20 protein-coding genes are annotated in these 23,016 nt (G+C 48.3%); 5 read left to right on the plus strand and 15 right to left on the minus strand.

Annotation, left to right across the window (positions count from 1 at the left end; genetic code table 11):
* Positions 1-122: 122 nt before the first annotated feature.
* The 3 genes from NST99_RS21570 to NST99_RS21580 all read right to left on the minus strand — a co-directional run bounded on the left by NST99_RS21570 (position 123) and on the right by NST99_RS21580 (position 1,942).
* Positions 123-704, minus strand: coding sequence for a hypothetical protein (locus tag NST99_RS21570; RefSeq protein WP_341094258.1), 582 nt, complete (start codon positions 702-704; stop codon positions 123-125).
* A gap of 400 nt (positions 705-1,104) precedes the next feature.
* Complete coding sequence (locus NST99_RS21575; protein WP_341094259.1) at positions 1,105-1,263, minus strand: hypothetical protein; 159 nt, start codon at positions 1,261-1,263, stop codon at positions 1,105-1,107.
* 316 nt (positions 1,264-1,579) lie between these two features.
* Positions 1,580-1,942 carry a hypothetical protein gene (locus tag NST99_RS21580; protein WP_341094260.1) on the minus strand — a complete coding sequence of 121 codons (363 nt, stop codon included), beginning with the start codon at positions 1,940-1,942 and terminating at the stop codon, positions 1,580-1,582.
* 535 nt (positions 1,943-2,477) lie between these two features.
* Here NST99_RS21580 and NST99_RS21585 point away from each other — a divergent pair.
* Positions 2,478-3,302: a hypothetical protein gene (locus NST99_RS21585; RefSeq protein ID WP_341094261.1), complete on the plus strand. Its 825-nt coding sequence runs from the start codon at positions 2,478-2,480 to the stop codon at positions 3,300-3,302.
* A gap of 121 nt (positions 3,303-3,423) precedes the next feature.
* Positions 3,424-3,867, plus strand: a complete 444-nt coding sequence (locus tag NST99_RS21590) for a hypothetical protein (RefSeq protein WP_341094263.1) — start codon at positions 3,424-3,426, stop codon at positions 3,865-3,867.
* 141 nt (positions 3,868-4,008) lie between these two features.
* Here NST99_RS21590 and NST99_RS21595 read toward each other — a convergent pair whose 3' ends face one another.
* The 5 genes from NST99_RS21595 to NST99_RS21615 all read right to left on the minus strand — a co-directional run bounded on the left by NST99_RS21595 (position 4,009) and on the right by NST99_RS21615 (position 9,890).
* Entirely contained in the window at positions 4,009-4,773 is a 765-nt protein-coding gene (locus NST99_RS21595; RefSeq protein ID WP_341094264.1) for an ABC transporter ATP-binding protein, read from the minus strand.
* Positions 4,774-4,788: 15 nt separating this feature from the next.
* The gene (locus tag NST99_RS21600; protein WP_341094265.1) at positions 4,789-7,128 is read right to left on the minus strand and encodes an ABC transporter permease; all 2,340 of its coding nucleotides are present in this window, start codon (positions 7,126-7,128) and stop codon (positions 4,789-4,791) included.
* A 34-nt stretch (positions 7,129-7,162) separates the two neighbouring features.
* On the minus strand, positions 7,163-8,452 hold the full coding sequence (locus tag NST99_RS21605; RefSeq protein WP_341094266.1) for an MFS transporter: 1,290 nt from the start codon (positions 8,450-8,452) through the stop codon (positions 7,163-7,165).
* Positions 8,433-9,119: a TetR/AcrR family transcriptional regulator gene (locus NST99_RS21610; protein ID WP_341094267.1), complete on the minus strand. Its 687-nt coding sequence runs from the start codon at positions 9,117-9,119 to the stop codon at positions 8,433-8,435. The genes NST99_RS21605 and NST99_RS21610 overlap by 20 nt, the downstream gene beginning before the upstream one ends.
* A gap of 165 nt (positions 9,120-9,284) precedes the next feature.
* Positions 9,285-9,890, minus strand: coding sequence for a histidine phosphatase family protein (locus tag NST99_RS21615; RefSeq protein ID WP_341094268.1), 606 nt, complete (start codon positions 9,888-9,890; stop codon positions 9,285-9,287).
* Positions 9,891-10,109: 219 nt separating this feature from the next.
* On the opposite strand from NST99_RS21615, the gene NST99_RS21620 reads away from it, so the two are divergent.
* Positions 10,110-11,054 carry a serine hydrolase domain-containing protein gene (locus NST99_RS21620; RefSeq protein ID WP_341094270.1) on the plus strand — a complete coding sequence of 315 codons (945 nt, stop codon included), beginning with the start codon at positions 10,110-10,112 and terminating at the stop codon, positions 11,052-11,054.
* A 70-nt stretch (positions 11,055-11,124) separates the two neighbouring features.
* On the opposite strand, the gene NST99_RS21625 is transcribed toward NST99_RS21620, so the two are convergent.
* From NST99_RS21625 to NST99_RS21645, 5 genes are all read right to left on the minus strand, one after another.
* Positions 11,125-11,922, minus strand: coding sequence for a hypothetical protein (locus NST99_RS21625; protein ID WP_341094271.1), 798 nt, complete (start codon positions 11,920-11,922; stop codon positions 11,125-11,127).
* A gap of 169 nt (positions 11,923-12,091) precedes the next feature.
* On the minus strand, positions 12,092-14,308 hold the full coding sequence (locus tag NST99_RS21630; protein WP_341094272.1) for an alginate lyase family protein: 2,217 nt from the start codon (positions 14,306-14,308) through the stop codon (positions 12,092-12,094).
* A 36-nt stretch (positions 14,309-14,344) separates the two neighbouring features.
* Positions 14,345-15,214, minus strand: a complete 870-nt coding sequence (locus NST99_RS21635; protein WP_341094273.1) for a carbohydrate ABC transporter permease — start codon at positions 15,212-15,214, stop codon at positions 14,345-14,347.
* A gap of 17 nt (positions 15,215-15,231) precedes the next feature.
* The gene (locus NST99_RS21640; RefSeq protein WP_341094274.1) at positions 15,232-16,140 is read right to left on the minus strand and encodes an ABC transporter permease; all 909 of its coding nucleotides are present in this window, start codon (positions 16,138-16,140) and stop codon (positions 15,232-15,234) included.
* Between the two features lie 75 nt (positions 16,141-16,215).
* A complete protein-coding gene (locus tag NST99_RS21645) occupies positions 16,216-17,793 on the minus strand; it encodes an extracellular solute-binding protein (RefSeq protein ID WP_341094275.1) in 1,578 nt (525 codons plus the stop codon).
* Positions 17,794-18,015: 222 nt separating this feature from the next.
* Between NST99_RS21645 and NST99_RS21650 the strand changes: the two genes are divergently transcribed.
* Positions 18,016-19,791 (plus strand): cache domain-containing sensor histidine kinase, encoded by a 1,776-nt coding sequence (locus tag NST99_RS21650; protein ID WP_341094276.1) that lies wholly within the window; start codon positions 18,016-18,018, stop codon positions 19,789-19,791.
* Positions 19,784-21,409, plus strand: a complete 1,626-nt coding sequence (locus NST99_RS21655) for a response regulator transcription factor (protein WP_341094277.1) — start codon at positions 19,784-19,786, stop codon at positions 21,407-21,409. The genes NST99_RS21650 and NST99_RS21655 overlap by 8 nt, the downstream gene beginning before the upstream one ends.
* A gap of 141 nt (positions 21,410-21,550) precedes the next feature.
* Here the strand turns inward: NST99_RS21655 and NST99_RS21660 are convergent, their stop codons facing one another.
* Positions 21,551-22,330, minus strand: a complete 780-nt coding sequence (locus NST99_RS21660) for a CPBP family intramembrane glutamic endopeptidase (protein ID WP_341094278.1) — start codon at positions 22,328-22,330, stop codon at positions 21,551-21,553.
* A gap of 125 nt (positions 22,331-22,455) precedes the next feature.
* A complete protein-coding gene (locus NST99_RS21665) occupies positions 22,456-23,010 on the minus strand; it encodes a hypothetical protein (protein WP_341094279.1) in 555 nt (184 codons plus the stop codon).
* Positions 23,011-23,016 lie beyond the last annotated feature (6 nt).

Below are 23,016 nucleotides of genomic sequence, written 5' to 3' on the forward strand. Positions count from 1 at the left end.
GGACGGTATCCGTTTCAGCGAGAAATAGAAGGATAATTTATATAAAAAAACCTGCAGACGCTGTGCCATCGTGGCACTGTCTGCAGGTTTCTCGAAAAAAAGTATGATTGCACTAAATGAACTTATTTAACTTCTGTTGCTCCAGTTACTTTACCATCCACTGCTGCGGATGCTTTCACATCTTCGCTGGCAAAGTAGAGGTTACCATCAATTGTAGCGGATTCATGCAGGTTAAAACCTTTTGCTTCAACATATACATCACCTTTGATCGTCCCGCCTTGCACTCTGAAGTTTTCACTTTGTACGGTAACCTTAGGTGCGGTAAGTGTGTAATTTGCAGTGATTTTGTGATCCGCATCCTGTGCATAAAGAGCAAGCTTACGGTAAACTGCGTTCTCAGCAACACCTTTATCATGGAACTCACCGGCTACAACAACGTCCTGATCAACAGTAACATCATTCAGAATAGCAACAATCCAAGTTCCTTCTGCACTTACAGCCTTAGTAAATGCAGCCGCTTCATTAACGATGGAAGCCGCCGATGTAGCATCTGTCTGAGCTGCCGCCGGAGAAGCCGTAGCAGCCTCATTTGCCGCTGGAGAAGCAGTTGCTGCCTCATTCGCCGCCTTATCATTGTTCGCACCACAACCCGACAATAATGCTACCGATACCCCTGCGACTAGCAAACTTTTAAATAGTTTCATCTCAAATCCCCCTAATTTTTTTTATAAATTTATTATATATTAAAATTTTATAATAGTCACGTGAATTATTTCACACTACTGTGTTTTTTCATATTTCGACAAGACATGATAGACCTCCCCGGTTTGCCGTAGGAACGCATAAATCCCCGCTTACCTTCAGCCTAAGGTAAACGGGGATTTATGTGTTCAATCCGTTCTTCAATTCAATCATTTCCTCCAGCAACAATCCATATCCCTGACATGGTGATTGTTATTCATATTTCGGTAGTCCCCGTGCGCTCCCTTTCGGAGTGTTGCTCCATGTCCTGCATATGGGATGAGTTCCCGCGTACTCGATGTCACGAAAAACGTTTTCACGGACGTTTTCCCTACTGTGAGCCATCGTGTTTAGTACGCTTCGCTAACCTTTTTCAATGGAATCACGCTCCTTCTTCCGCAAGATGAATCCTGCTTGAATAGCTGTTCCTTGGTCCTGGTTACCTCTGGATTCCCGCATACCCACGGTCTGCGAAAAGATGTTGTCACTTACACCTTCTCCAGCAGCAGCCGATTCCGGCATGCATCGCTAACGGTAGTACATCGGGGCCTCTCCTTTCCTACATTCATTTCTAAATTTAGGAATGAGTCCATCACCTGTAACCGCTTGCTGCTGTTCTTTTTGGTTACCATCTGGTGATGTCTATATCTTAACGCATTACACCTAAAACTTAAACCTTCATAATATTATGTATTCTGTCGCAATTCCTGGAAAATCCTGATCTCTTGCAATGAACCGCCCAGACCTAAGTATTTCTTTGAATTTTGGACTATTGTGCGTAAATACGCAAAAACCGCCTTGAGATTCCAAGACGGCTGGTGATCTGAAGCCAAAAATATTAATCCCTAATCAGAAATATGTATTCAAACAGCAAAATAAAAAAGGCGGTGAACATTCCTACCGAGTTAATCACCGTAAGTTCTGCCACATAATTCTCGCTTTGAAAATGAGAAAAGAAGGCGACAGTCCAAAGCACCGCAAAAAAAAGCGGGATCATTCCGGAAACAGCTCCAACGGCTGCCCGGCTGCCCCGGTAGATAAACAATGTAATCTCCGAAACGGTATAAACGATAAAAACAATGATCTCAGATAACTTAATCGAATCCGGAATGTGGAGCTTGAAAAGATGCATGAGAGCATACTGCAGAGCCAAAACAGTAAATAACCAGTTGTTAAACGAAATCTTCTTAAAGATCAGCATTAAATCGACTCCCTTAAACAGAGTAATCGGACTGCTGTCATATGGCACGGATGATCCTGAAGATGCAGGCCGATTCCATAATGATATCGCTTACATTATACTGGAAAATTTTATAAAATTCTGTGGATATCCTATGACATTTGATCTAAGCACGTTGCATCACCCTTTCGCAAGGCCCAATGAATCCCGGCTGATTGATCAGCGCCCTGCAGATCGCCACTCTGTTATCTGCTACCCGAAGAGTAGCGATTTGTATTCTTCTTTATGCAATTCTATTTTTGGGAGTTTGTGAAAAATAGTTCTTATTACTTATTTTACCATATATATTTGAAGTCACGAACAAGAAAGAGTAAACTTCAAATATTCCAATATATTCCTTTAAGCCGTCTTTGAAAAACATATTCACCTTAATAAGTATATATTGGAAAAGAACACTGTTATATATCAAATATATGACAAATCCGTTCCATGAGGGAAGCGATAATTCCAAGATAATAATTATGAAATATTAAACTACAAACTAAGGAGACGAACCATGAAAAATACTAAACAGATTTTGCTATCATCATGCCTAACTTGTGCACTAGCGATCTCATTCTCTCCGTCTGTATTTGCTTCCGAAGGTATAACTCAAGAAACTGTAACTTTAGACCAGCAAGTTTTAAAAGAACCCCACACAGTAGAAAATGAGCTAACAGAAGAAGATTTACAACATAAACTGATTTTTGACCAAATACAAAAAGAAGACGAAGAAGCTGCCTTAAACTTTGAATCTGAGGATGTAGCACAAGACAAAGCTTCCTTCTCCTCAACCCTGACGGAGATAGAGCCAAATTCCGAGATGAGCACCCAATCAGTTACTAAATCCTTTCTTAGGAGTCAATGGAATTTTGGCTCCAACCTTTTAATAGCGAGCGGATATTATTTATCAGGGACTTTTCTACAGCATTCCTTGCAGGACTATCCCAGTACATTGAAATACTATCATGGATCAAATCAAGCAAGTTCGATTCAGTATTCATCAGAATTTCAAAAAGAGTTAACAATCTTTAGAGCTCAATTACCGAAGAATGGTGCTACATATTACTCAAAAAACACATCAATTGAGTTCTCTGCAAACAGAGATCATTTTCTTGCACTGCATAGAGCAAATGCAACCTTTGCTGCACAAAAACTTTCAAGTGGCTGGTTTATCATCGCGACCGTTCATGATTTATATAATTTTGAATACTGGAATTATGGAAGCGGAATGGGCATACCAGCAAACTTTGTATCACTGGTAAATAACTATGCAGCCGATAACCAGAGACTAGGAGTAATCGTTCCTTATGACATTTTCTTCTACATTAACACCCGTTAAAAACTAGGGAAGTGGGAGCCAGGTACATTCTTGGTTCCCACTCTGTATGCTGAATAATTTCTTTTCAAAACTGGTATAGTATAGTAAGTTAATTATTATTTCACTTGTTTGGAGGCTAATTATGTTCAAGAAGTTGAGTCTATATATTTTTTTAATTTGTATGCTGACTTTAATAACTTCTTGCTCTACTGCCGTAGAGGACAATAGAGATTATAGAGAACCGAATATTCTTATATTGCCCGGGAAGTATCGGTTGTTTCAAAGTAGTGAAGAAGTCAACTTCATAAAGGGGAAGATGGATAAAGACCCGGTAGTGGTTGAACCCATAATTTCTGAAATTGGATGGAATAAGAAATACATTGTATTTATACGTTCTGAACCTGGAAAAGACACTTCAGAGACTCAAACTGGTGTGTTGAGTGTTGATAACGGCAAAATTATTATCTTAGATGGCAACAAGAACATCCAAAAATACCTAGAGGAAAAAGGTATGGATGACATAGAAATGTTCACTGTACAACAGTTGATAAGTGAGAAGAAGAAACGACTAGAAAGTGAAAATTAAGATTCTTAAGATATGTTGGGCAAGGAAGAACAAAGGACTGTCTCACTCGTAGAATAATCCACTTATTGGACAGCCCCTAGTGACTTGAAGCCAAACTCCCGGCTAGTTTTGTAATGCAAATTTCATTCCTTAACCTATCGCTCAGAATTCCAGGGTCCGCAGCCAGGAGGACAACTTCTCTTCCCTCTGCTTAAGATCGCCTTTTTCTTTGTGATATTTGCCTAGCCAGTGTTCGGAAGCCATTCGGCCATCCAGCATGTAGAGCACCCGCTCTGCCCCGGCAGCGACCTTGGCATCATGGGTAACCAGAAGAATTGTGGTTCCCGAACGGTTAATCTCCCCCAGGATTTCCATGATCTCACCGGCAGCCTTGGAGTTCAGTGCTCCCGTAGGCTCATCGCCAAACAGAATATCCGGCTGATTGATCAGCGCCCTGCAGATCGCCACTCTCTGTGATTGTCCGCCGGACACCTCTGTAATTCCCCGGTCAGCCAATGCGGAAATGCCTGTTCTTTTCATAAGATCGGCAGCTCTTGCATTGATGGTTCTGCGGCTGGTCTTTTTGGCCCGGTAAGCGGACAGGATGATATTGTCGCGGATGTTCAGATTTTTTAACAGATGCATCTGCTGAAAAATGAAGCCCATACTATGCAGGCGCAGCGCCGCCAGTTCGGTTTCGGAAAGGGCGCTGAGCTCCTGCCCCTTAAAAAGAACACTGCCCGCTGTCATTGTATCCATACCGCTTAATGTATACAACAATGTTGATTTGCCGGAGCCTGAAGGTCCCATCACTGCTGTGAACTCCCCCTGTGGAATCTGCAGGTTGATCTCTTTTAATACAGGCTGCTGCGTTCCTTGCCCGTTTGAAAAAGTTTTGTTTAATCCCTTAGTTTCTAATATATGCATCCAGTTGTCGCCCCCTCAATCGGCTATCTTATTCGTGAACCCGGACTTGTGAATGGGTCCTATACTTCCTATAGTAGTAACCGCCACGGCCAGCATGAGGCTAACCGGAAGAATCAGATAGGCCAGCACCGGATCAACCTCAAGCTGAATTCGGGAAGCACCCAGGAATGATCCGAGAACATGCACCAGACTTTGACCGATCGTTCCGGCCGTCAAGATCCCAAGCAGGCTGCCAAGACCGGCGATCAGCAGCGTTCTGGCCAGATATTGCCGGCGGATATCAGCGACCGTGAACCCGATGCTTCGCAAGATTGTAATTTGTGTGGAATCCTTCGCCAGCAGCATTTTTAGAAACAAGGACGTAATCAGTACCGCTATTGAGATGGAAATGGCGATCGCGAGTATAGTGACCATCCGCAGCTGCTTAACTGTATTCCCCAGGGTCTGAGCTAAATAGCTGTCCAGATAAGTGATTTTAGCCGGATAGAATGCCTCGGCCAGCTCTTCTATTTTCCCGGCGACCGGAATTTCAGGCTGTACATCCACCGCTACCACATACCACATTACAGTCTTTGGATCATAGGGCAGCTGCGCTTTAGCCGTCCGCCCTCCATTGGTGATATCCTGATAGATTCCGCTTACCGTCAACTTCCGTTCTTTCCCTCCAGCCTTGAGAAGAAGACTATCCCCGACCCGTTTTTTCAGCTCCTTGGCGTTCAGATCAGACAGGGCGATTGCACTTCCGCCTTCCGGGGCGCCGCCTTCTATGTATGACAAAGGAAAGATGGAGAAATCTCCTGTTTCCACATTGATATTCTCCCAGACGTCATCACTTCCCAATACCTTAAAGCGGGAGGTAATGAGCGGCGATAATTTTTTGATGTCCGGATCCTTCTTAAGTGTTGTGAGCATTTGTTCAAACCGCCGGGCGGTATCGCCTGACTGCTGAAGATCAATCCGGATGGTGCTCTGTCCTACGCCCATATAGGATATAAAGTGCGGGGAGCGCAGCGTATTCAACAAATTCACCGGCATGATGATCATAAACAGACAGATCACCACAACCAGCAGTAACACTCCGAACATGCTGAAGCGGCTGTACACATCTTTTAACCCTAGAAAACCATTCACAGGCAGCCATTTACGGTTGCTGAGTGTAAACGATGACGTATGTGTTCTCCCCACCCCGGCAGTACTTGACCGCAAGGCTTCAATGGCCGTGATCCGGTTGAACCTTCTAAGAATCAGCCTGCAAAAGAGCACAACAATCCCGAAGCTCAGACTGACAGCGAGTAAAGGAACGATATGCTGAAGCAGCCCCTTCGGAGCCGCGCCCAGGTACAGGCTAATGTTGGCTGTAAACAACCGTGCAGTAAAAAGTGACAATCCATAGCCGCAGCATGAAGCCAATGCGGCCAGTATGATGTATTTGGCCATATAGATTCTTCTGATATCCTGCCGCGGCAGCCCGATTGCTTTCATGACTCCGATCTCCCTGTAATCCTCCTCCATGGAGGCGATCATCGTAAATCTGAGGCACAGGATAGCAATCACCATAAGCAGGAGGCTCACCAGTATAATGACAAGGGCTATAATTCCGTCGGTTAGAGCATTCAGCGTCTTAAATAAAGGGTAATCAATGGTCGGTCCTTTATCCGGCAGGCCGGCAAATTGATAGCTATTACGGAACTCAGTAAGCTTGCTGCTATCCTTGAGCTGAAATTCAATCAGATATTCCACTTCGCCAAGCTTCCCCCGCAGCGCTGTGTAATCCGCCTCATTTACGACAAAACGTTTGGAGCTGACAATCGCCGGATTCATTTGGACATCCCGGACAAAATCAACGATCACGAACTCTCTGGTAAAGGACCCGGAGGTAACATTGACCTTATCCCCGATATTCAGCTGCTTCTGTCCCTTATAGTAGATAGGAACGGCAATTTCGCCGCGTGAAACCGTGATCACCTGATTATCCAGATTCAGCAGCAGATCGAATTTCTGATTCTGCTTCACAAAACCGATATCCATGACGCTGGCGGCTTCCGACTTTTGCAGATTGCCCAAGTACACATTTGAGCCGTCGACCGTAAGCATCTCAACCGTCTGCTGATCCTGTACAAGCGGATTTTCCGAAACAAACCGTTTAAGGGCGGAATCATCTAAGGTTCCGGAATGCATTTGCACAAAATGGGGAGTCTTGGATGCGGCCAGCAGCTGATTCAGCGAGCCGGTCAGTTCCATAATGATGTGCGAAGCAGAAGCAACCAGCAGCGAAGACAGCATAATAAAAATGAACAATCCGCCGGTGATGATTTTATTGCGTAAAACATCTCTTTTTACGATTTGCAGCAGCATCTGGCTGTCTTGCCTCCTTCTCTGATATAGAAACTCATGAATGTTGTTGTTCAAGAGCCCTAATAGATTTGATTCTTGGAACAATCACCGCCACAATTACTATCAGCAAACCGCAGACGATGAACAGGAGTCCGATACCCCGGCCTTCTCCTGTACCCAGCACCTTGCCCACTGAGGAAGCAAGACTTCCCCCGCTGCGCAGCAGCGGATTAAAAACATGATCTGCCAGCACTCCGGCAACAGCATAAGCGGCCACATACCCGAGTTGTGAAAGAATGCCAATGATCCCCCAAGCACGGCCTTGTGCTTCGGCGGCGATATTTTTTCGGATCAGCACGTCAGCACAGGTGTTAATGAAGGGGAGTGCCGCGAAGAACAACAATCCGGCTGCAGCGATAAAATATAGATTTGTAGTCAGACCGACCAGTGCAAAGAAACCTCCGGCGAATCCCAGACTTACAGCCAGCACCTTGGCATATTGGCCCTTAATGCTGAACATCCCGATGAACAGACTGCCGATCAGCATGCCAATTGCACTAACGGATTCCACTGTGCCCAGGGTTTGCGTATCTGTAAACGGCAGTAAGAGCGGGGTAAACAAGGTCTGGAGAAAACCCACATAGAATGTAACCACCGATAAAATAACCGTAAGCTGTAGAACACCTTTCACGGAAATGAGCGTATCCCAACCCTCCTTCAGGTCTCTTGCAAAGGACTGCCGTGTTTTCGCTGGAAACTCAGCCTGCAGGTTCTTTTTCACAGCCAGCACCGCAAGCACGGTCACCACAAAAGTAGAGATATCTATAATCAGCACAGCCTTTATATCCATGTAGCCAAGCAACACCCCGGCAATCAGCGGAGAGAGAAGATATTTGGAGGAGGCTGCAAGCTGGACCAGCCCGCTGGCCTTGGCAAACTGCTCTTCGGTCAATAATTCGGTAATGGTCGCCTTGTAAGCCGGTTCGAGCAAGGATACGAATATGGAGCTGAAGGCCACTCCGAGACAGATTTGCCAAACGGGCGGATCGCCCAGCAGCATGATAAACAGTAGGAAGACAAGTCCAAATGCGGAGCATAGATCACCCGTGATCATCATAAGCCGCCGGTCAAAGCGGTCAGCCAGCACGCCGCCGATTGGACTGAGCATAATGGAAGGCAAAAAAGCGCAAAGCGTTACTAGCGCTACACTGGCTGCAGTCCCTGTCATCTGGTAGACATAAACACCCAGCGCAAAAGCGGTCAGCCCACTGCCCATACTGGATATCCATTCTCCTGTCCATAACACCAGAAACTTGCTGAAGGATTTATTGTTCTGTTTCCCCATCCTTTATCCCCGCCTTTCCATCCTTTCCATCAGCTGCAGGCGGCTGCCCGAACATTTGTGTGACATAGGCGAAGCTGCCCTGTTTGGCACCCAGAGAGGTTTCCATAATATGAATGAAAGCCTCGATCTTGCGGAGAATTTCCTCCGGCTGCCACTGGAAGATACCTTCATCCAGCAGAAACTGCGAGGCCACCAGCAGAAACTCAACCGTTTCCCGGGGATAAGCGGTATGGAACAACTGCTCCTCGATGCCCTGCTCAATAACTTCTGTTAATACAGGTGTCAGGCGGAGAATGGTTTCCGTCAGGCTCTTTTGATGAAGCTGGGCATTCTCCGCCTGATGGAACTGCTCAATCAGTTGCTCCTTCCCTTCCGAGTCCGGCTTCTGTGCCATAATGATCCTCAGCAGCTTCTCGTGAACAGATAGCCTGTGATCGGAAGCAATCTCTTTCGCAGCTTCTACCCCGGCATCAATGAACCGCATAACCACCGCATCCATTACCTCCTCCTTCGATTTGAAGTAATAATAGAAGGTTCCCTTGGCGATTCCGATCCTCTGCAAAATATCGTTGATTGTAGTTCTGCTATACCCCTGGGTGAAAAAAAGCAGCTCTGCCGTATCTAAAATTTCGTTTCTGCGTTCTTCAGGTTCCTTGGAAATCCGCATAATTGTAATCCTCCATTTCATCGACCGACCGTCGGTCTATAATGATTATAGTGAGTCCCCCCTCTATTGTCAATCACTGGATTAAGAAAACAATCGCACGCAAAGAAGCTCCCGCAAACTTAGCTGCAGGAGTTTTTGTATTCATGTGATATTTACATCCTTTGATTAGACACTCAGCGTTTCCATTGCAATCTCCCATTCTCCGGCATCATATTTGATGTGATGGAGACTGGTATATGTACTAGGGTAAGCTTTGCCTTTATTCGACCACTCTACCCCATTTAAAATATGATAAATAATATTAATAACTCCGCCATGGGTTACAATTAAAATATTCTCCTCCCCCTTGTTGAGGAGCTGCTCCTCGCATAACTTCTTAAAGGTTGCCTGTATACGGTTAAAAAAATCAATCGGACTCTCCCCGCCCGGGAATTCCTCATCCATCCGCAAAGTCGAGAAATAGAGACCCGGATACTGCTCCTCTACAAGTTCATGAGCCATCCCGGCGATGAGGCCATTGTTCATTTCTCTCCAGTTGTTGCTGCTTTCGAGTGGTAAGCGGAGTTCACTGGCAATCTCGGTTGCGGTTTCAACCGCACGGGTTAAATCACTGCTAACCACCCGGTGAATGTTGTAAAGATTGTGGTGCGCTTTAAGGTACTGCCCCAGCTTCTGCGACTGTTCAATTCCTTCTGCAATTAACCCACGCTGGCTCCATCCACCGCGGAATCCCTCATCATCTTTACCGTGTCTGACCAAATAGATTGACATTGTTCTCCCCCCGCAACCATTCTGTTATATTGTGAGCTGTTCCTGATTTCACTTGAATACTGGATGGGACAGCCATTCCTCCCTCAGCAGTCCCATTTGAATTGAATCATAAAATTCTTTATTTGTATGTTAATATTATTGGTTGAAAGGCAAACTATCGCGAAAAAGCCGGGTTTCACCCAAGTGCTCTCCCGATATGATAATGAAAGGATCAACCCAATGAACCTATCCTCAATTTCTGCAGCGCTAACAACGCTCGATTTGCGCAGCTGTCTGATCAGCCGGGACAACAGGCTTGTGCTTGAACACTATAGAGCACCAAATATAGCCACTGAACTGGCCAAAATCAATTCCTGCACCAAAAGTGTGCTCTCCGCACTGATCTGCATCGCGATGGACAAGGGGCTGCTGCCGCAGCCGGATGCTCCGCTGACGTTATTTTATCCGCAGCTTAGCCTTGACCCGGATCATCGTAAAACAGAAATCACACTGGAGCATCTGCTCACGATGTCTGCCGGTTTCAACTGGACTGAATTTGGCGGGCAGAACTCATTCCCCAGGATGACCCGTTCTCCGGATTGGGTCCGGTTTGTGCTGGAACAGCCGATGTCGGACACACCCGGAACCCGAATGGAATACAACTCCGGCGTTTCCCAGCTGTTGTCAGCCATTCTGAGGCAAGCGGCTGGCATGTCCACCGCCAAGTTTGCCGAGCACTATTTGTTTGGCCCTTTGGGCATTAAAGATTATGAGTGGGAGGTTGATCTTCAAGGCGTTCATACGGGCGGGTTCGGGCTGAAGCTGCGGCCTTCCGACCTGCTGAAGCTGGGACTGCTCTATCTACAGGAGGGCATGTGGGAGAACTCAAGGCTCATTTCCCCTGAACGGGTCAACCGATCTACGGAAACCGCACTTCCTGTAGAAGCCCCCTACCGCGGCGGATATGGCTGGCACTGGTGGACTGATGTCTACACCTCTTCTGCTCAGGAGTCACCTGCAGCTTCCCAGGCATACTTTTATGCCCGCGGGTATGGGGGACAGTTTGTTTATATTTTGCCGGAGCTTTCGACGGTTGTGGTTCTGACCGAAGATCCGCGGCGGAAAAAGAAACCTCCTGTTGATGTGTTCCGTGAAATCATCGCACCTGCACTGCTTGTCCCGTGATCAAGCTTTCACTTTTAGTTTCGGAATTTGGTTAGGAAGACCATTCTAATTCATGCTGAACATTCTCCCCTTACAAAAAAGCACCAAAAAAATACTTAAACGCCTCCTGGGAATAGCCATCTTCACCCCGCCAATTGGCAACCGAGATAAAATCGCCGTTGCCGCCCCGTCCCGGGCGCGGCTCGTTCGATGGCGGCAGGATACCGGCGTATCCCCAAACCTCCATCACGACATCGCGTTCCTGTTTGCTGGAAGGGAAAACATCTTTCCAGCGTTTCTCCAGCTGCCGGGCAGCATCCTTCGCGCCGCAGTCCATAACTGCATCCGTCATTGCGGTGAGGATGTCCAGATCCTCCCTGCTGACATGCAGGTTCTCCTCCCGGGCAAGCATCTCCAGATCAAGCCAGCAATAGAGAAGCCAGTTCAGGCGGACTCCTCCCCATTTGATCCGTTCAAAATTCAGCACATTCCAGTCCTGATTCACGTAGGCCTTGTCTGAGATCAGCTGTGCGTTATTGCAGTGGCCGCATGAACTGAACATGGACGGTTGTGCAAGAAGCTCCCCATAGGTGTGCACAGTCAGCTCCGAGGTTAACGCCCAGCTCGACAACGCGCTCCGCAGATGGACCTTTCGGGTTGACAAGCTGTGCAAGAATGCTGTGGCCGCCCACTCTTTGCTGATAATCTTCTGGTGCAGCTCACATAACCTCTTAATCACCGCATCATGTGTGATGTTCACCGGATCGAACATAAGGCCCTTCTCTTTGGCATATTCAAAATCCGCTCCGCTGTAAGGAGACGGACTGCTCTTCCAGCCGCCGGATGTCCAGAAGGTACTTAACAATATTTTTTTGGCTTCTTTGTCCATGAAGTCTCCCCCAGTCCTTTAAAGGTTAATAGAAGGCTTCTGTTTCTAACAATATCAGTTCTGGAAGCGTCGCCTTCTGTTGATTATGTAACTGTATGTATTACCCAAATAAAGACAAAAAGACTCCGGCGTTTGCCAGAGTCTTCCTGAAACTATTATGTCTGCCTGTTTAGTGCTGCTGGACGCTATGATTCACGACCACATCATCCGAATGTCTGCCCCCGGCGAATTCAATTCCGTCCAGCGCGGACTTGCCTGGCAGAAGCTCCTGGGAAACAATATTCCCGGTGTGGTCCAGATACGATTCCACGTCTACAGAGCTGTGATACAGGCAAATCTCATCACTCCAATTGTCCCCGGATATCCGCAGCGCCGTAGCTTCCAGCGCAGACAACTCCCGGCCCTCCAGCGTGACCGGCATTCTGCTGATCCGGATCTGCGGCTGGACCGTCCCATAGGGAACAACAAGCGTTTCATAAACTGCTCTTCCCGCAGTGGACATGGACCGCTTCGCAACCGGATTCACGTAATATTGACCCTGCCTGAAATCAAGACCGCTCTCCAGTGTAAGCTGATCCTCAGCCTGCTCCTGTTCCGGGAATAGAAGCAGCACATTGCTGTCATTATGGTTCGTATGCACCTGCCGGCGGTCCCACTGGACTACCGCATCGCCTATTGGCAGGTGGAAATATTGCTCGTAGGTATGCTGCTCTTGCGCCTCAAACAGATCCACAATCAGCCAGTAACGGTTCTTCACAAAAACTACCTTACGGGAGTGGATAACAGGATCATCATAGCGGGTATAGCCATAATGGCTCGCGAACCAATAATCATAATCTTTGCCATGACGCGCATCCCATATTTTACAGGTTGCGGTTTGCGGCGTATTCCAATGCAGGCTGCGCACATGCTGATCCTGCCCGTCAACGACAACCGTGTTATGCGCTCTTGTCGATACGGCATATTTGCGTTCCTTATTCCATTCGAACAGTCCCATGCCGGAATCGGCCAGCAGTTCCCGTCCTCCGGCATAAAGAATCAGGCTAAGCGCATCGGAATGGGCATGTCCCCCAATGCCCACCCCTGCCCGCATCGCCAGATACATAGCCTCCTTCTCCCAGCTCTGCCGGGAGAAGAGGTATCCGCCAACGGGGAAGCAGGCGAAGGGTTCGGGTGCCGGTCCGGCTGGGATGGCCTCATAACGCCCGGCCGCTTCCGGTCCCAGCCGCCAGAGCAAGGCAAACGGCAGCTGGGGATGCCCCAGGAATTTAAAATCCCCTCTTCCAAACAAATAGGCGCCCAGGCTCATCGTGTTGCGCAGCTCGTTTTCCGCCTGTGCATCGGTATCTCCAAATCTGGCAAGCTGCATGTCAGGCGTCATCAGATGACTCTGCACTTCCAGCATTTTCTCCAAGATTTCACTATACTCCAAAGCCTCAATATTCAGTTTTTGAAACAGCGGCACCAGTTCATACAAGTCGCGCATCACTACCTGGTGATAGTTCGGGCTGCCTTCGAATTGTACCCCGTCCTCATAGACGTTGTCCCGGATGTGGCCCGGAAGCTCACGCCGCGCGTATTCCAGCCATTGCTGCGCCGGCTTCAGCTCCGGCAATAGCAGAGAGACCTGGATTAGACCGCGCAGCTGCATGCACACATGGTTTCCGCTCCGGGCATGGTATTTACGGACATACTCCCCATGCTGATAGAAGGATTTGATCAGCTTCATTTTGATCTCCGGAGTGAAAGCCTTTGAACGGTAGAAAACAATGAACGCTTCCGGCAGCATGAACAGCCGGACCCCTACCGACAATGGGTCCCAGGTGCAGTGCTCGCCCCGAAAGACACCTCCGCGCGGCACAGGGTTGTCATCAATGAAATCCTCCATCATGTTGCTGAAGCATTCGGCAAATTTCTCGTTGCCGGTCAGGCAGTATCCCCGGGACAGCCGCTTCAGATAGGCGAAGCGCGTCAGGTGAAGCTGATATTGCGAGCTGTCATACAGCCAGCTGTTCCAGTCATATGCGCCGCCAGGAAAAACTGCCCGTTTCTCTTTGAACAGTGGAATATCGCCTTCCGCGATCCGTTCTGCTTCCGCGATATCCTGCAGCGCTTCCGGGAAATCTCCATACCGGCTCCTTGCCTCCTTCATCAGTTGCGGCACCTCGCCAACGCCGAAGTAATACCGGGTGAGCTCAGCCGCTTCAATCCGGTGCAGGAAGGCATCCCTTGCTCCGGCTATATCGCCCTGTTCCATGAAACAGCGGACAGCCTCCATGCCGGGCAGCTCCAGATTCAGCATAGTGCCGATAAACTCTACATCTGTCGGCAGCGGTTCCGTATATTCTGGATCCTTGCGTAATTCCTTGTACCCTTTTTGCTTCATAGCTCTCCCCTTCTTAACAAAGCGGCGAATAACGCCTTATTCTTTGACCGAGCCGAGCATGGCTCCCTTGGCAAAATATTTCTGCAGGAACGGATATACGATAACGATAGGCAGCATTGCCAGCAGGATCGCCGCATTCTGTACATTTGGCCCCAAATTTGCGGCAAGCTGTGCATCTAGTGCCGCTTCGGCGGATATATTCGAGGCGCTGATCGCCACCATCTGCCGCAGCAGCGGCTGGATCGGCCAGCGTGTCGTATCGTTCAGATAAATGACTGCCGAGAAGAACTCATTCCAGTACTGAACCATAAAGAACAGCGCAAACGTGGCAATGATCGGCTTCGAGAGCGGTATTACTACCGAGAACAGGATGCGGAATTCTCCCGCCCCGTCGATTCTTGCCGCTTCATCCAGACTTGGCGGCAGGCTCTGGAAGAACGAGCGGATCACCATCACGTTGTAGGCGCTGGATACCGCCGGAAGGATAACAGCCGCATAGCTGTCGATCAGACCGAGATTTTTGACCACCAGATAGTTCGGGATCATGCCGCCATGGAAAATCATTGTGAAGAAGATCAGCAGCAGAATCAGACGTCGCCCCGGTATTCCTTTTTTGGACAACGTATAGGCCAGCATGATCGAGACAACCAGGCTTAGGCAGGTGCCGATCACTGTGATAATGACCGAATTTTTGATTGAGGTCAGAAAGGTATCGGCATTCAGCAGGTATTTATAGGCATCAAGCGTCCAGTGCTTCGGCCAGAGAAAGAAATTGCCGGCCATCGAATCTGCTGGCGGACTGAAGGACACCGCAATGATGTATAGAAAAGGCAAAATGACTGTAAGACTGATCAGAATAATGATCGCTGCAATAATTCCGTCAAACCAGGTTATCCGTGCTTTCATCTTGTCTCCACTCCCGTCTAGAAAATGCCTTCTTCGCCCAGCAGCCTGGCCGCATAATTGGCCCCCACCACCAGAATCAGACTGACAATTGATTTGAACATGCCTACCGTGATCGCATAGCTGTAATTGAACTGCTCCAGTCCGACATGGTAGACAAACAGGTCGAATACATTGGAGACATCCAGGTTAAGACCGTTGGACATCAGGAATATCTGCATAAAGTTTGAATCCAGTGAGGAGCCGAGCCGCAGCAGCAGCAGCACGACAATCGTACTTTTGATCCCCGGGAGCGTAATGTTCCAGATGTTCTGAAAACGGTTCGCTCCGTCGACCTTGGCCGCCTCATATAATTCAGGATTAATTCCCGCTAAAGCCGCCAGGAAAATGATGGTACCCCAGCCTGCATCCTTCCAAATGGACTGGAAGATGACGAGCGGCCTGAACCATTCATTGCTGGTAAGGAACATCGCATCGGTATTGAACCACTGTTCCAGATAGTGATTGATCACTCCAGATGGCCCGAAAAATGAGATGGTAATTCCGTAAATGACCACCCAAGACAAAAAGTGGGGTAGATATACAATGGTTTGTGACACCCGTTTGAACAGCTGCATCCGCAGTTCATTCAGCATAATAGCGAGCAGTATCGTAAAAGGAAAATAAATTACAATATTCAGCAAGCTGATAACCAGTGTGTTTTTGAGCAGAATATAAAAATTCGGAGTTCCGAAAAATTGTCTGAAATTAGCCAGCCCTACCCAAGGACTGTCCATGATTCCTTTGAATGGACTGTAGTCCTTAAAGGACAGTATTAGTCCCGACATAGGCACATAATGAAACGTCAGAAAATAAAGTATTCCCGGTGCAGCCAGCAAGTAAAAGGGCCACAGCTGCTTAAACCTTGAACCACGCAGCGATCTCTGCATTTTTTGCCCTCCCATCCATTATTCATGAACGGGACCCTGAGGCGCAGTCCCGTTCATGTCTATTTGTATTTTCAACTATTGATTATCGGCGTTATATTGATCCATCAGGTCCTTGGTGATTTGCGCACCTGTTCCCTTGGTCCAAGCGTCAATTTCCTTCTGCACATCATCCCAGGCGCCTTCACCCAGCACATATTTCGTCATGACAGCATTCATTTTCTTATAGCTGTCCGGATTTTTGCTTGCGGTTTCGGAATTGTAAGCCAGGAACGGATTTTCGATGCCAAACTTACTGATGGTATCCAGCGATGCCTTCTGTACGGCGAGAATGTCCGCTTCCTTGGATGTAGCATACACATATGGATCTATCCGGTTTTCCAATATAAAGCTATTGGGCTTGTCCAGATCCGCCTGCTTCAGCTGTTCTTCCGTCTGGGTAACAATCCCGTCCTTCAAACCGCTAGAATGAACACCGGTTACCCCACCTTTGTAGAAGGCTACGTTTTCTTCAGAAGCAGTAAAATCAAGGAAATCCACAATCTGCTGAATTTTGTCTTCCGGAACAGAGCTTGGAATCGTCCATAGTCCGTAATACCCGGTCATTACAGCAACGCCTTTATCTCCGGCAGGACCTTCAAGCACATCTATAATGGCAATTTCCGCGTTCGGGTCCACCTGTTTCAGCTTGGACAGATTGGCTTCCCCGAGATCACTTACGTTACCCGCAAATACACCGGCTACGCCAGCGAGAAATTTACCGCGTGCCTGCTGCTGATTTTTGAGCACCGGAGCATCTTTGTCGATTAGTCCCTGGCTCCAGGAGTCCTTCAGCCAATCCAGATAAGTCTTGTATTCAGGAGTCTGGAAATCCCGGACCGGAGTGCCGTTGTCCACCTTCCAGGTGAACGGAATGCCAAGTGCAAACTGGATCGGCATGACTCCGGCAAAAGGTCCCGGGGCATTGATACCATCTACCCCAAAGATCGAGAACGGAATTGTTTTTCCGCCGCCTGCCGGATCTTTTTCCTTGAACACTTTCATTGCATTTGTCAGCTCATCTAAAGTTTTCGGAACTTCAAGGTTGTATTTGTCCAGCCAGTCCTTGCGGATCAGCATGCTGGCTTCGCCTCCGCCATATAGGCCACGGGGACGCGGAACGCCGTATACCTTGCCGTCTACTCTTACATTCTTCCAGACCGCTTCATCAATCAGATTGATATTCTCGGTCTTTTCCAGATAAGGCGTCAAATCATGGAAGGCCCCCATCTTGACCAGATTGCTGAATTTGTCATCCTTCCCGCCGTCCATTAACAGCAGGTCGTAAGAATCTCCGGCAGATACTGCAACGGACAGTTTATCCGCGTACGCTTCGGAAGGAACAAAGGTGATATCCAGATCGACATTTCCGCGTTTTTCCAGATTCTCAAGCGCTTTATTATTTTCCGTGACCGGCGGATTGCCGAACAGAATCGTCATCGCCTTGATCTTCGCCGCCTTGGTGCTGCCCGCAGTCTGTGCTGTTCCTGCCGGCTGCCCCGAAGCCTCTCCCCCGTTATTCTCTGCCGCATTGTTATTGCCGCCGCAGCCGGCCAGCGCGGAAGCCATTAATACCGTAGATGCCAGAACAGGTACAAGCTTGTGTTTGAATTTCATTGTCATCCCCCGTTTTGTTTGATGTAATCCAGTGAGTCCCTGCTTACAATTTGGATTATAGAGAATCCGCTTACATGTGAACATGCCGATTTCGAGCCAAAGTGTATCCGTTTTTCAGATTTGCGCAAATCAGGGTATCCTTCACCGCAGCCTAGTACTATAATTTATTTAGACATCTCAAGAGACGGAAGTGAAGACATGTTATCTCCTTTTTTTTCATTTTTGACGCGAAGCTTCTATATCAAAATGATTCTGGTCATGCTTGCCATCTCCATCATTCCGCTGATTGTATTGTCGTATATTTCTGTAAGCGTCTCCAGCAGGACGGTTGAGGAGCAGGTGAACCGGCTGAATGCCCAGCTCGTAAATCAAGTTGTGGACCGGATTGAGCTGACCATGTCCAGATTCCGTGAGCTCAGCGAACAGTATTCGCGGATGTCCTCGATTCAAGGAGCACTGGTTTCGCCTTCCGATCAATATTTTGAAGAGGTTGTCCGCAAAAAAGATCTGATCTCCGTACTCAGCACCGCTTCGGCGATTATCGGCAATGTTGAAGGTCTGCAGGTGTATTCCGCTGTGACCGGCGAGATCCTGTCTTCCACCGAAGCCCCTTCGCCGATGGCAGCATCACCTTACAAACCTCTGATTGAGCATTATCTGGAGTCCGGTAAGCCGGGGCTTTTCTTGGATAAGCATTCATTGCCTGAGCTCGATATATTGAATAGTTCGACTTATTATATCTCCCGTATCCCGTTTTACCAATACGAGGATTTGCAAGGCATTTTGCTGATTTCGATGAAAAATGACGAATATCTGCGCCAGATCCAGAATATCCAGCTAGGCTCCACAGGCTCTATCGCTCTGGTAACCGATGACGGCAAATCCATCGCTACTACAAGCAAGCTGGGTGGAAATGCAGAGGAAGAACGTATCCACAGCATATTAAGCCATTGGAAGAATCTCCAGCAGCCAGGTCAGTTCCGCATGGACTCTTCAATTATTTCCGTCAAGCAGACGTCAACCTATGATAAATGGGTTGTCATTTCAGAGATTCCATCCAAGCAGCTCGGGGAGAGTACAGTGATTATCCGCAGAACCGTGATGTATTTCCTGATCCTGCTCGTTGGGCTTGGCGCACTTTCTGTTGTCGGCTTCGGTTATCATCTGTACCGCCCCTTGCAAGCCGTACGGCGACAGGTCGACGCCATCAAGAAAGGACGTTTCGATGCGCGGGTTACGCATTTTGCCAACAATGAAATCGGGGATCTCGGCCGGATGCTGAATACGATGGCTGTCCGCATTCAAGATCTGCTGGCAGATCTGCATGAATCGGAGGATTTGAAGCGCAGACTGGAAATCAGGGCGCTGCAGTCTCAGATTAACCCCCACTTCATGTATAACACGCTGAACACCATCCGGATGTTCGCGATCATGAAGGACTATGACGGGATAAATTCGCTGATGGGCCGTTTGGTCGCACTGCTCCGCTATTCGATGGAGAATTACGAGCAGACCGTTATGCTGCAGCAGGAGCTTGACTATCTTGAGGACTACGTAGGTCTGCTCAATATGCGTTATAAATGCCGGATCTTACTTGCGCTGGAGATTGAAGAACCGCTGCAGCGGCTGCAGATTCCTAAGCTGAGCCTGCAGCCGCTGATCGAAAACTCTGTCTTTCACGGTATTCTTCCCGCCAAGGTAAGCGAAGGCCATATTACTATTAAAGTCTTCTCTATTCCCGAATCGTCCGCAATCATGATCGAGATCAGGGATGATGGCATCGGTATGGAGGCTCAGGAGCTGGAGAAGCTGAAGCTTCATCTTCCCCGTGAAGAAATCAGCGACAATATCGGGCTGCAGAATGTCTGGATGAGAATGCGGCTGATGTTCGGCCGGGACACCCAGATTATGCTTGCCAGCAAACCCGGGGAAGGCCTGGCGATCACTTTCATACTTGAACAGGACTCGGTAAGAGTAAAGGGGGAACAGCATGAGTAACTACAAGGTCATCCTTGTTGAAGATGAATACCCGGCCAGAACGGTCTTCCGGCATATGATCGAGCAGCGCAGCGACCTGTTTACTTTTAGCGGGGAGGCAGAAGACGGCCAGGAAGGCCTGAAACTATTTCTGCAAAATAAACCCCAGCTGATAGTTACAGACATCACGATGCCGGGGATGAACGGACTCGATATGCTGCGGGAAATCGAGAGCAGCGGCCTGCCCCGGCCGCAGATTGTTATTCTGACCTGCCATCAGGATTTCCATTATGCCCAGCAGGCCATTCATCTGAAGGCGGATTCCTACCTGATAAAGGATGATTGTCTCTCCGACCCGGAGCTGCTGACCCGCACTCTGGAGGAGCTGACCCGCAAGGCTGTTTCGCTTGAAGAGACACGGGAAAAACAAATGCTGCTGGAGCAGAGGGTCCGCTCAAGTGAAATTGAGATTGAGCAGGGTTTGTTTCTGGAGATGCTCCGCAATCCCGCCAACGAATCGAGCTGGCTGCAGAGCCTTGAGCAGGCCGGTATTCCGGTTGGCCGGGGCCGATTTAGAGCCTTGGTGCTGGAGCTGGACAGAAGCTCCCTGCGTTTCTCCATGGACCAGCTTGAAGAACTTAAGCTCTGGCAGTTCGCCGGCGTCAACGTTCTGAAAGAGCTGCTGGACAACCAAGGCGTGGGCAAGGTAGTCACGCTGGACCAAGGGCGTTTCTTTGCAATCTATACGGACGAGCGCCGGCTGGAAGCATCCGGGCTGATGGAGCAGATCCTGGAGAGCTTTGCCTCTAATTTGAAGATAGGAGCCATAGCACTGGAATATGTCTTCGAAGCAGGGACAGGCAGTGATGCCGGCACGCTCAAAAAGCTGGCTTCCACTGCTTATCCCTTCTTCTACCAAGCCAATCAGACCTTAACCGGTGAAGAGTGGCAGCAATCCCTGAAATTCCAGCGCATTCCGGAGCCTAACAGCCGCTTCTGGATCAAGGTGCTGAAGACTGCCCTGCTGGAGTCCCACTTGAGTTCATCCGCGCTGGACCAGCAGCGCAGCGCCTTTTACCACCAGGCTGCAGAGCAACACTGGGAACCCGAGCAGATTAAATCCCTGTACCTGAGAGTATTTTTGGAGCTCAGTCAATTTATTGTCGACGCGGAGGGGGCAGCCGACCTGAAAGCTTCCTGCCGGAAGAAGCTGGAGGAATGCCAAACCTTCCATTCTGTTCATGACGCCATCTGCAGTTCCTTCCGCAAGCTGCAGCAGCTGCAGGGTGAGGGCACGAAGCTCGATGCCTCGATGTCGAGAATTATCCGGCGGATGCACGAGGATTTGGCTTATCCCTATAAGCTTGAAGAGCTGGCCGCCTCGATCAATTACAGCGTTCCTTATTTCAGCAGTATGTTCAAGAAAACCGTAGGCGAGAGTTTTATCCAGTATTTGACCCGATTGCGGATAGAAAGGGCCAAGCTGCTGCTCTTGACCTCCGATCAGAAAACCTTCGAAATCGCCGAAGCAATCGGGTTCGAGAACTACCGCTCCTTCAACCGCATCTTCAAAAAAGAAACCGGGTTCTCTCCCTCGGATTTCCGCAGGATCGGTGCGTCTGCCGAAGCCAGCGTCTAGAATCCGCTGGCTCCTAACGTCAAAAGGCGCCTTCAGCATTAAACTGAAGTCGCCTTTGATAAGTGGTGAAGCTATTCATTAGTCGCAGCACTCAAACCACTTTTTGCAGAATCAGAGGTTGCTTGCTCTATGCAGCCTGACCTACCTGTGATTCCCGACCGTTTTGCCGGCTGGATGGTTGACCTTGTTTCTGCGCATCAGGTTGTAGGCCAGATAGATTCCATAGATCAGGTATAAGATATTCAAGATGGAAACCAGCAGAACTTCCCGGTCCAGATTCTCATAGCTGACCAGCGCAAGTGCATCATAGGCAAAATGAAACACGATCAATGGAATAATGTGGTTTGTAGTTTCAATAAGCAGTGCAAATATGAAACCGAGCAGCAGCGCATTAATAACCTGCAAAAGAATATGTATTATATTACTTCCGTTTAATGCATTAGCCATATGTAGGACGCCAAAAAAGACGGAGGAGAACACGATGTAAAACACCGGCCCCTTGAATTTCAGTTTATCCCTGATGATCCCCCGGAAAACGGATTCTTCCGTAAAGCCCACCAGCATGGTGAAAATTACAATAACCAGAATGTCGACCGCAGAAATCTCAAAGTTGATGCCGCTCATAATAGGTTGTACAAGTGCGATAATAAGCAGCGGTACATAATAGAGAGCTTCTTTTGCCCTGGACACGCCAGTGCTTCTGAAGCCGAATTGGGCTAATGAGCGCTCTCCTTTTGTCATATACAGCGTTACAATAACAGCCATGACCAAAAATGCTACGGCTTGGGCAATCTTCAGCCCCGTATCGTCCAGTTCCATGATGGTTCCGGCTGCGGATGCAACTGAGATCAATACAATCAGCAGAACCCCCAGCATGAGTGAAAATAAAATCGGATGCCCTTTTGCAGTGTTTTTTACCATTACTCGTCTCCTCTGTTATACAATCTAGTGTTCATCGCCATACAAGGGCAATAATGGATTTATTGTAATCCTTTTCTGTGACTTGCGCCATATTTATCTACATAATTCCTCTATGATTCCTTTTTTTAAGCTTTAACTGTTCTCCCCAGTGGTCCATCATCCCAGACCTGCACTTCAATATATCTCTCCGGCCCATATGTGCCATCTCTGTTCCATTCCTGAGGCAAGCCATATTTCTGAATGAGCGCTAAGATTTCTTGGTAGGTGTAAACCTGCCTGCGATATTCCTTGCCGTCATTCACCCGCGGGCTAAAGGTGGGAAACAAATCGCCATAGGAGAATGAGAGGGTGTCCAGTTTAAACTGTGAAATAGGTATTTGTACAAAAGCACTTTCCTTATACCAGTCACTAAGCCAGTCGCATGGGCCAACTACCATATAATGCGGGGCTTTTCTTACAGGCTTCCCGCCTTTTGAGATGAACAGTTCTCTGGCTAATCCCTCTAACTCCCGTCTGCGCACTAAATACCCCTGATCTCGGCGGGAGGCCATCACATCGTTTTGTTTGCGGATTGATTCCAGAACTTCGTCTGCCTGCGCTTCGCTCAAATCGGATAAATTGGCAAATGGACCTCTGGACTGCTCATAATAATGATATAAATAGTCAGCGGAGCTCTCCATACTTAC

Source organism: Paenibacillus sp. FSL L8-0470 (assembly GCF_038008625.1).
In the GTDB taxonomy this organism is placed as follows: domain Bacteria; phylum Bacillota; class Bacilli; order Paenibacillales; family Paenibacillaceae; genus Paenibacillus_AQ.

Bases quoted from the DNA above. Each gene is read 5' to 3' on its own strand.
- NST99_RS21570 (WP_341094258.1), bottom strand. From the start codon at position 704: ATGAAACTATTTAAAAGTTTGCTAGTCGCAGGGGTATCGGTAGCATTA.
- NST99_RS21575 (WP_341094259.1), bottom strand. From the start codon at position 1,263: ATGCCGGAATCGGCTGCTGCTGGAGAAGGTGTAAGTGACAACATCTTT.
- NST99_RS21580 (WP_341094260.1), bottom strand. From the start codon at position 1,942: ATGCTGATCTTTAAGAAGATTTCGTTTAACAACTGGTTATTTACTGTT.
- NST99_RS21585 (WP_341094261.1), top strand. From the start codon at position 2,478: ATGAAAAATACTAAACAGATTTTGCTATCATCATGCCTAACTTGTGCA.
- NST99_RS21590 (WP_341094263.1), top strand. From the start codon at position 3,424: ATGTTCAAGAAGTTGAGTCTATATATTTTTTTAATTTGTATGCTGACT.
- NST99_RS21595 (WP_341094264.1), bottom strand. From the start codon at position 4,773: ATGCATATATTAGAAACTAAGGGATTAAACAAAACTTTTTCAAACGGG.
- NST99_RS21600 (WP_341094265.1), bottom strand. From the start codon at position 7,128: ATGCTGCTGCAAATCGTAAAAAGAGATGTTTTACGCAATAAAATCATC.
- NST99_RS21605 (WP_341094266.1), bottom strand. From the start codon at position 8,452: ATGGGGAAACAGAACAATAAATCCTTCAGCAAGTTTCTGGTGTTATGG.
- NST99_RS21610 (WP_341094267.1), bottom strand. From the start codon at position 9,119: ATGCGGATTTCCAAGGAACCTGAAGAACGCAGAAACGAAATTTTAGAT.
- NST99_RS21615 (WP_341094268.1), bottom strand. From the start codon at position 9,890: ATGTCAATCTATTTGGTCAGACACGGTAAAGATGATGAGGGATTCCGC.
- NST99_RS21620 (WP_341094270.1), top strand. From the start codon at position 10,110: ATGAACCTATCCTCAATTTCTGCAGCGCTAACAACGCTCGATTTGCGC.
- NST99_RS21625 (WP_341094271.1), bottom strand. From the start codon at position 11,922: ATGGACAAAGAAGCCAAAAAAATATTGTTAAGTACCTTCTGGACATCC.
- NST99_RS21630 (WP_341094272.1), bottom strand. From the start codon at position 14,308: ATGAAGCAAAAAGGGTACAAGGAATTACGCAAGGATCCAGAATATACG.
- NST99_RS21635 (WP_341094273.1), bottom strand. From the start codon at position 15,214: ATGAAAGCACGGATAACCTGGTTTGACGGAATTATTGCAGCGATCATT.
- NST99_RS21640 (WP_341094274.1), bottom strand. From the start codon at position 16,140: ATGCAGAGATCGCTGCGTGGTTCAAGGTTTAAGCAGCTGTGGCCCTTT.
- NST99_RS21645 (WP_341094275.1), bottom strand. From the start codon at position 17,793: ATGAAATTCAAACACAAGCTTGTACCTGTTCTGGCATCTACGGTATTA.
- NST99_RS21655 (WP_341094277.1), top strand. From the start codon at position 19,784: ATGAGTAACTACAAGGTCATCCTTGTTGAAGATGAATACCCGGCCAGA.
- NST99_RS21660 (WP_341094278.1), bottom strand. From the start codon at position 22,330: ATGGTAAAAAACACTGCAAAAGGGCATCCGATTTTATTTTCACTCATG.
- NST99_RS21665 (WP_341094279.1), bottom strand. From the start codon at position 23,010: ATGGAGAGCTCCGCTGACTATTTATATCATTATTATGAGCAGTCCAGA.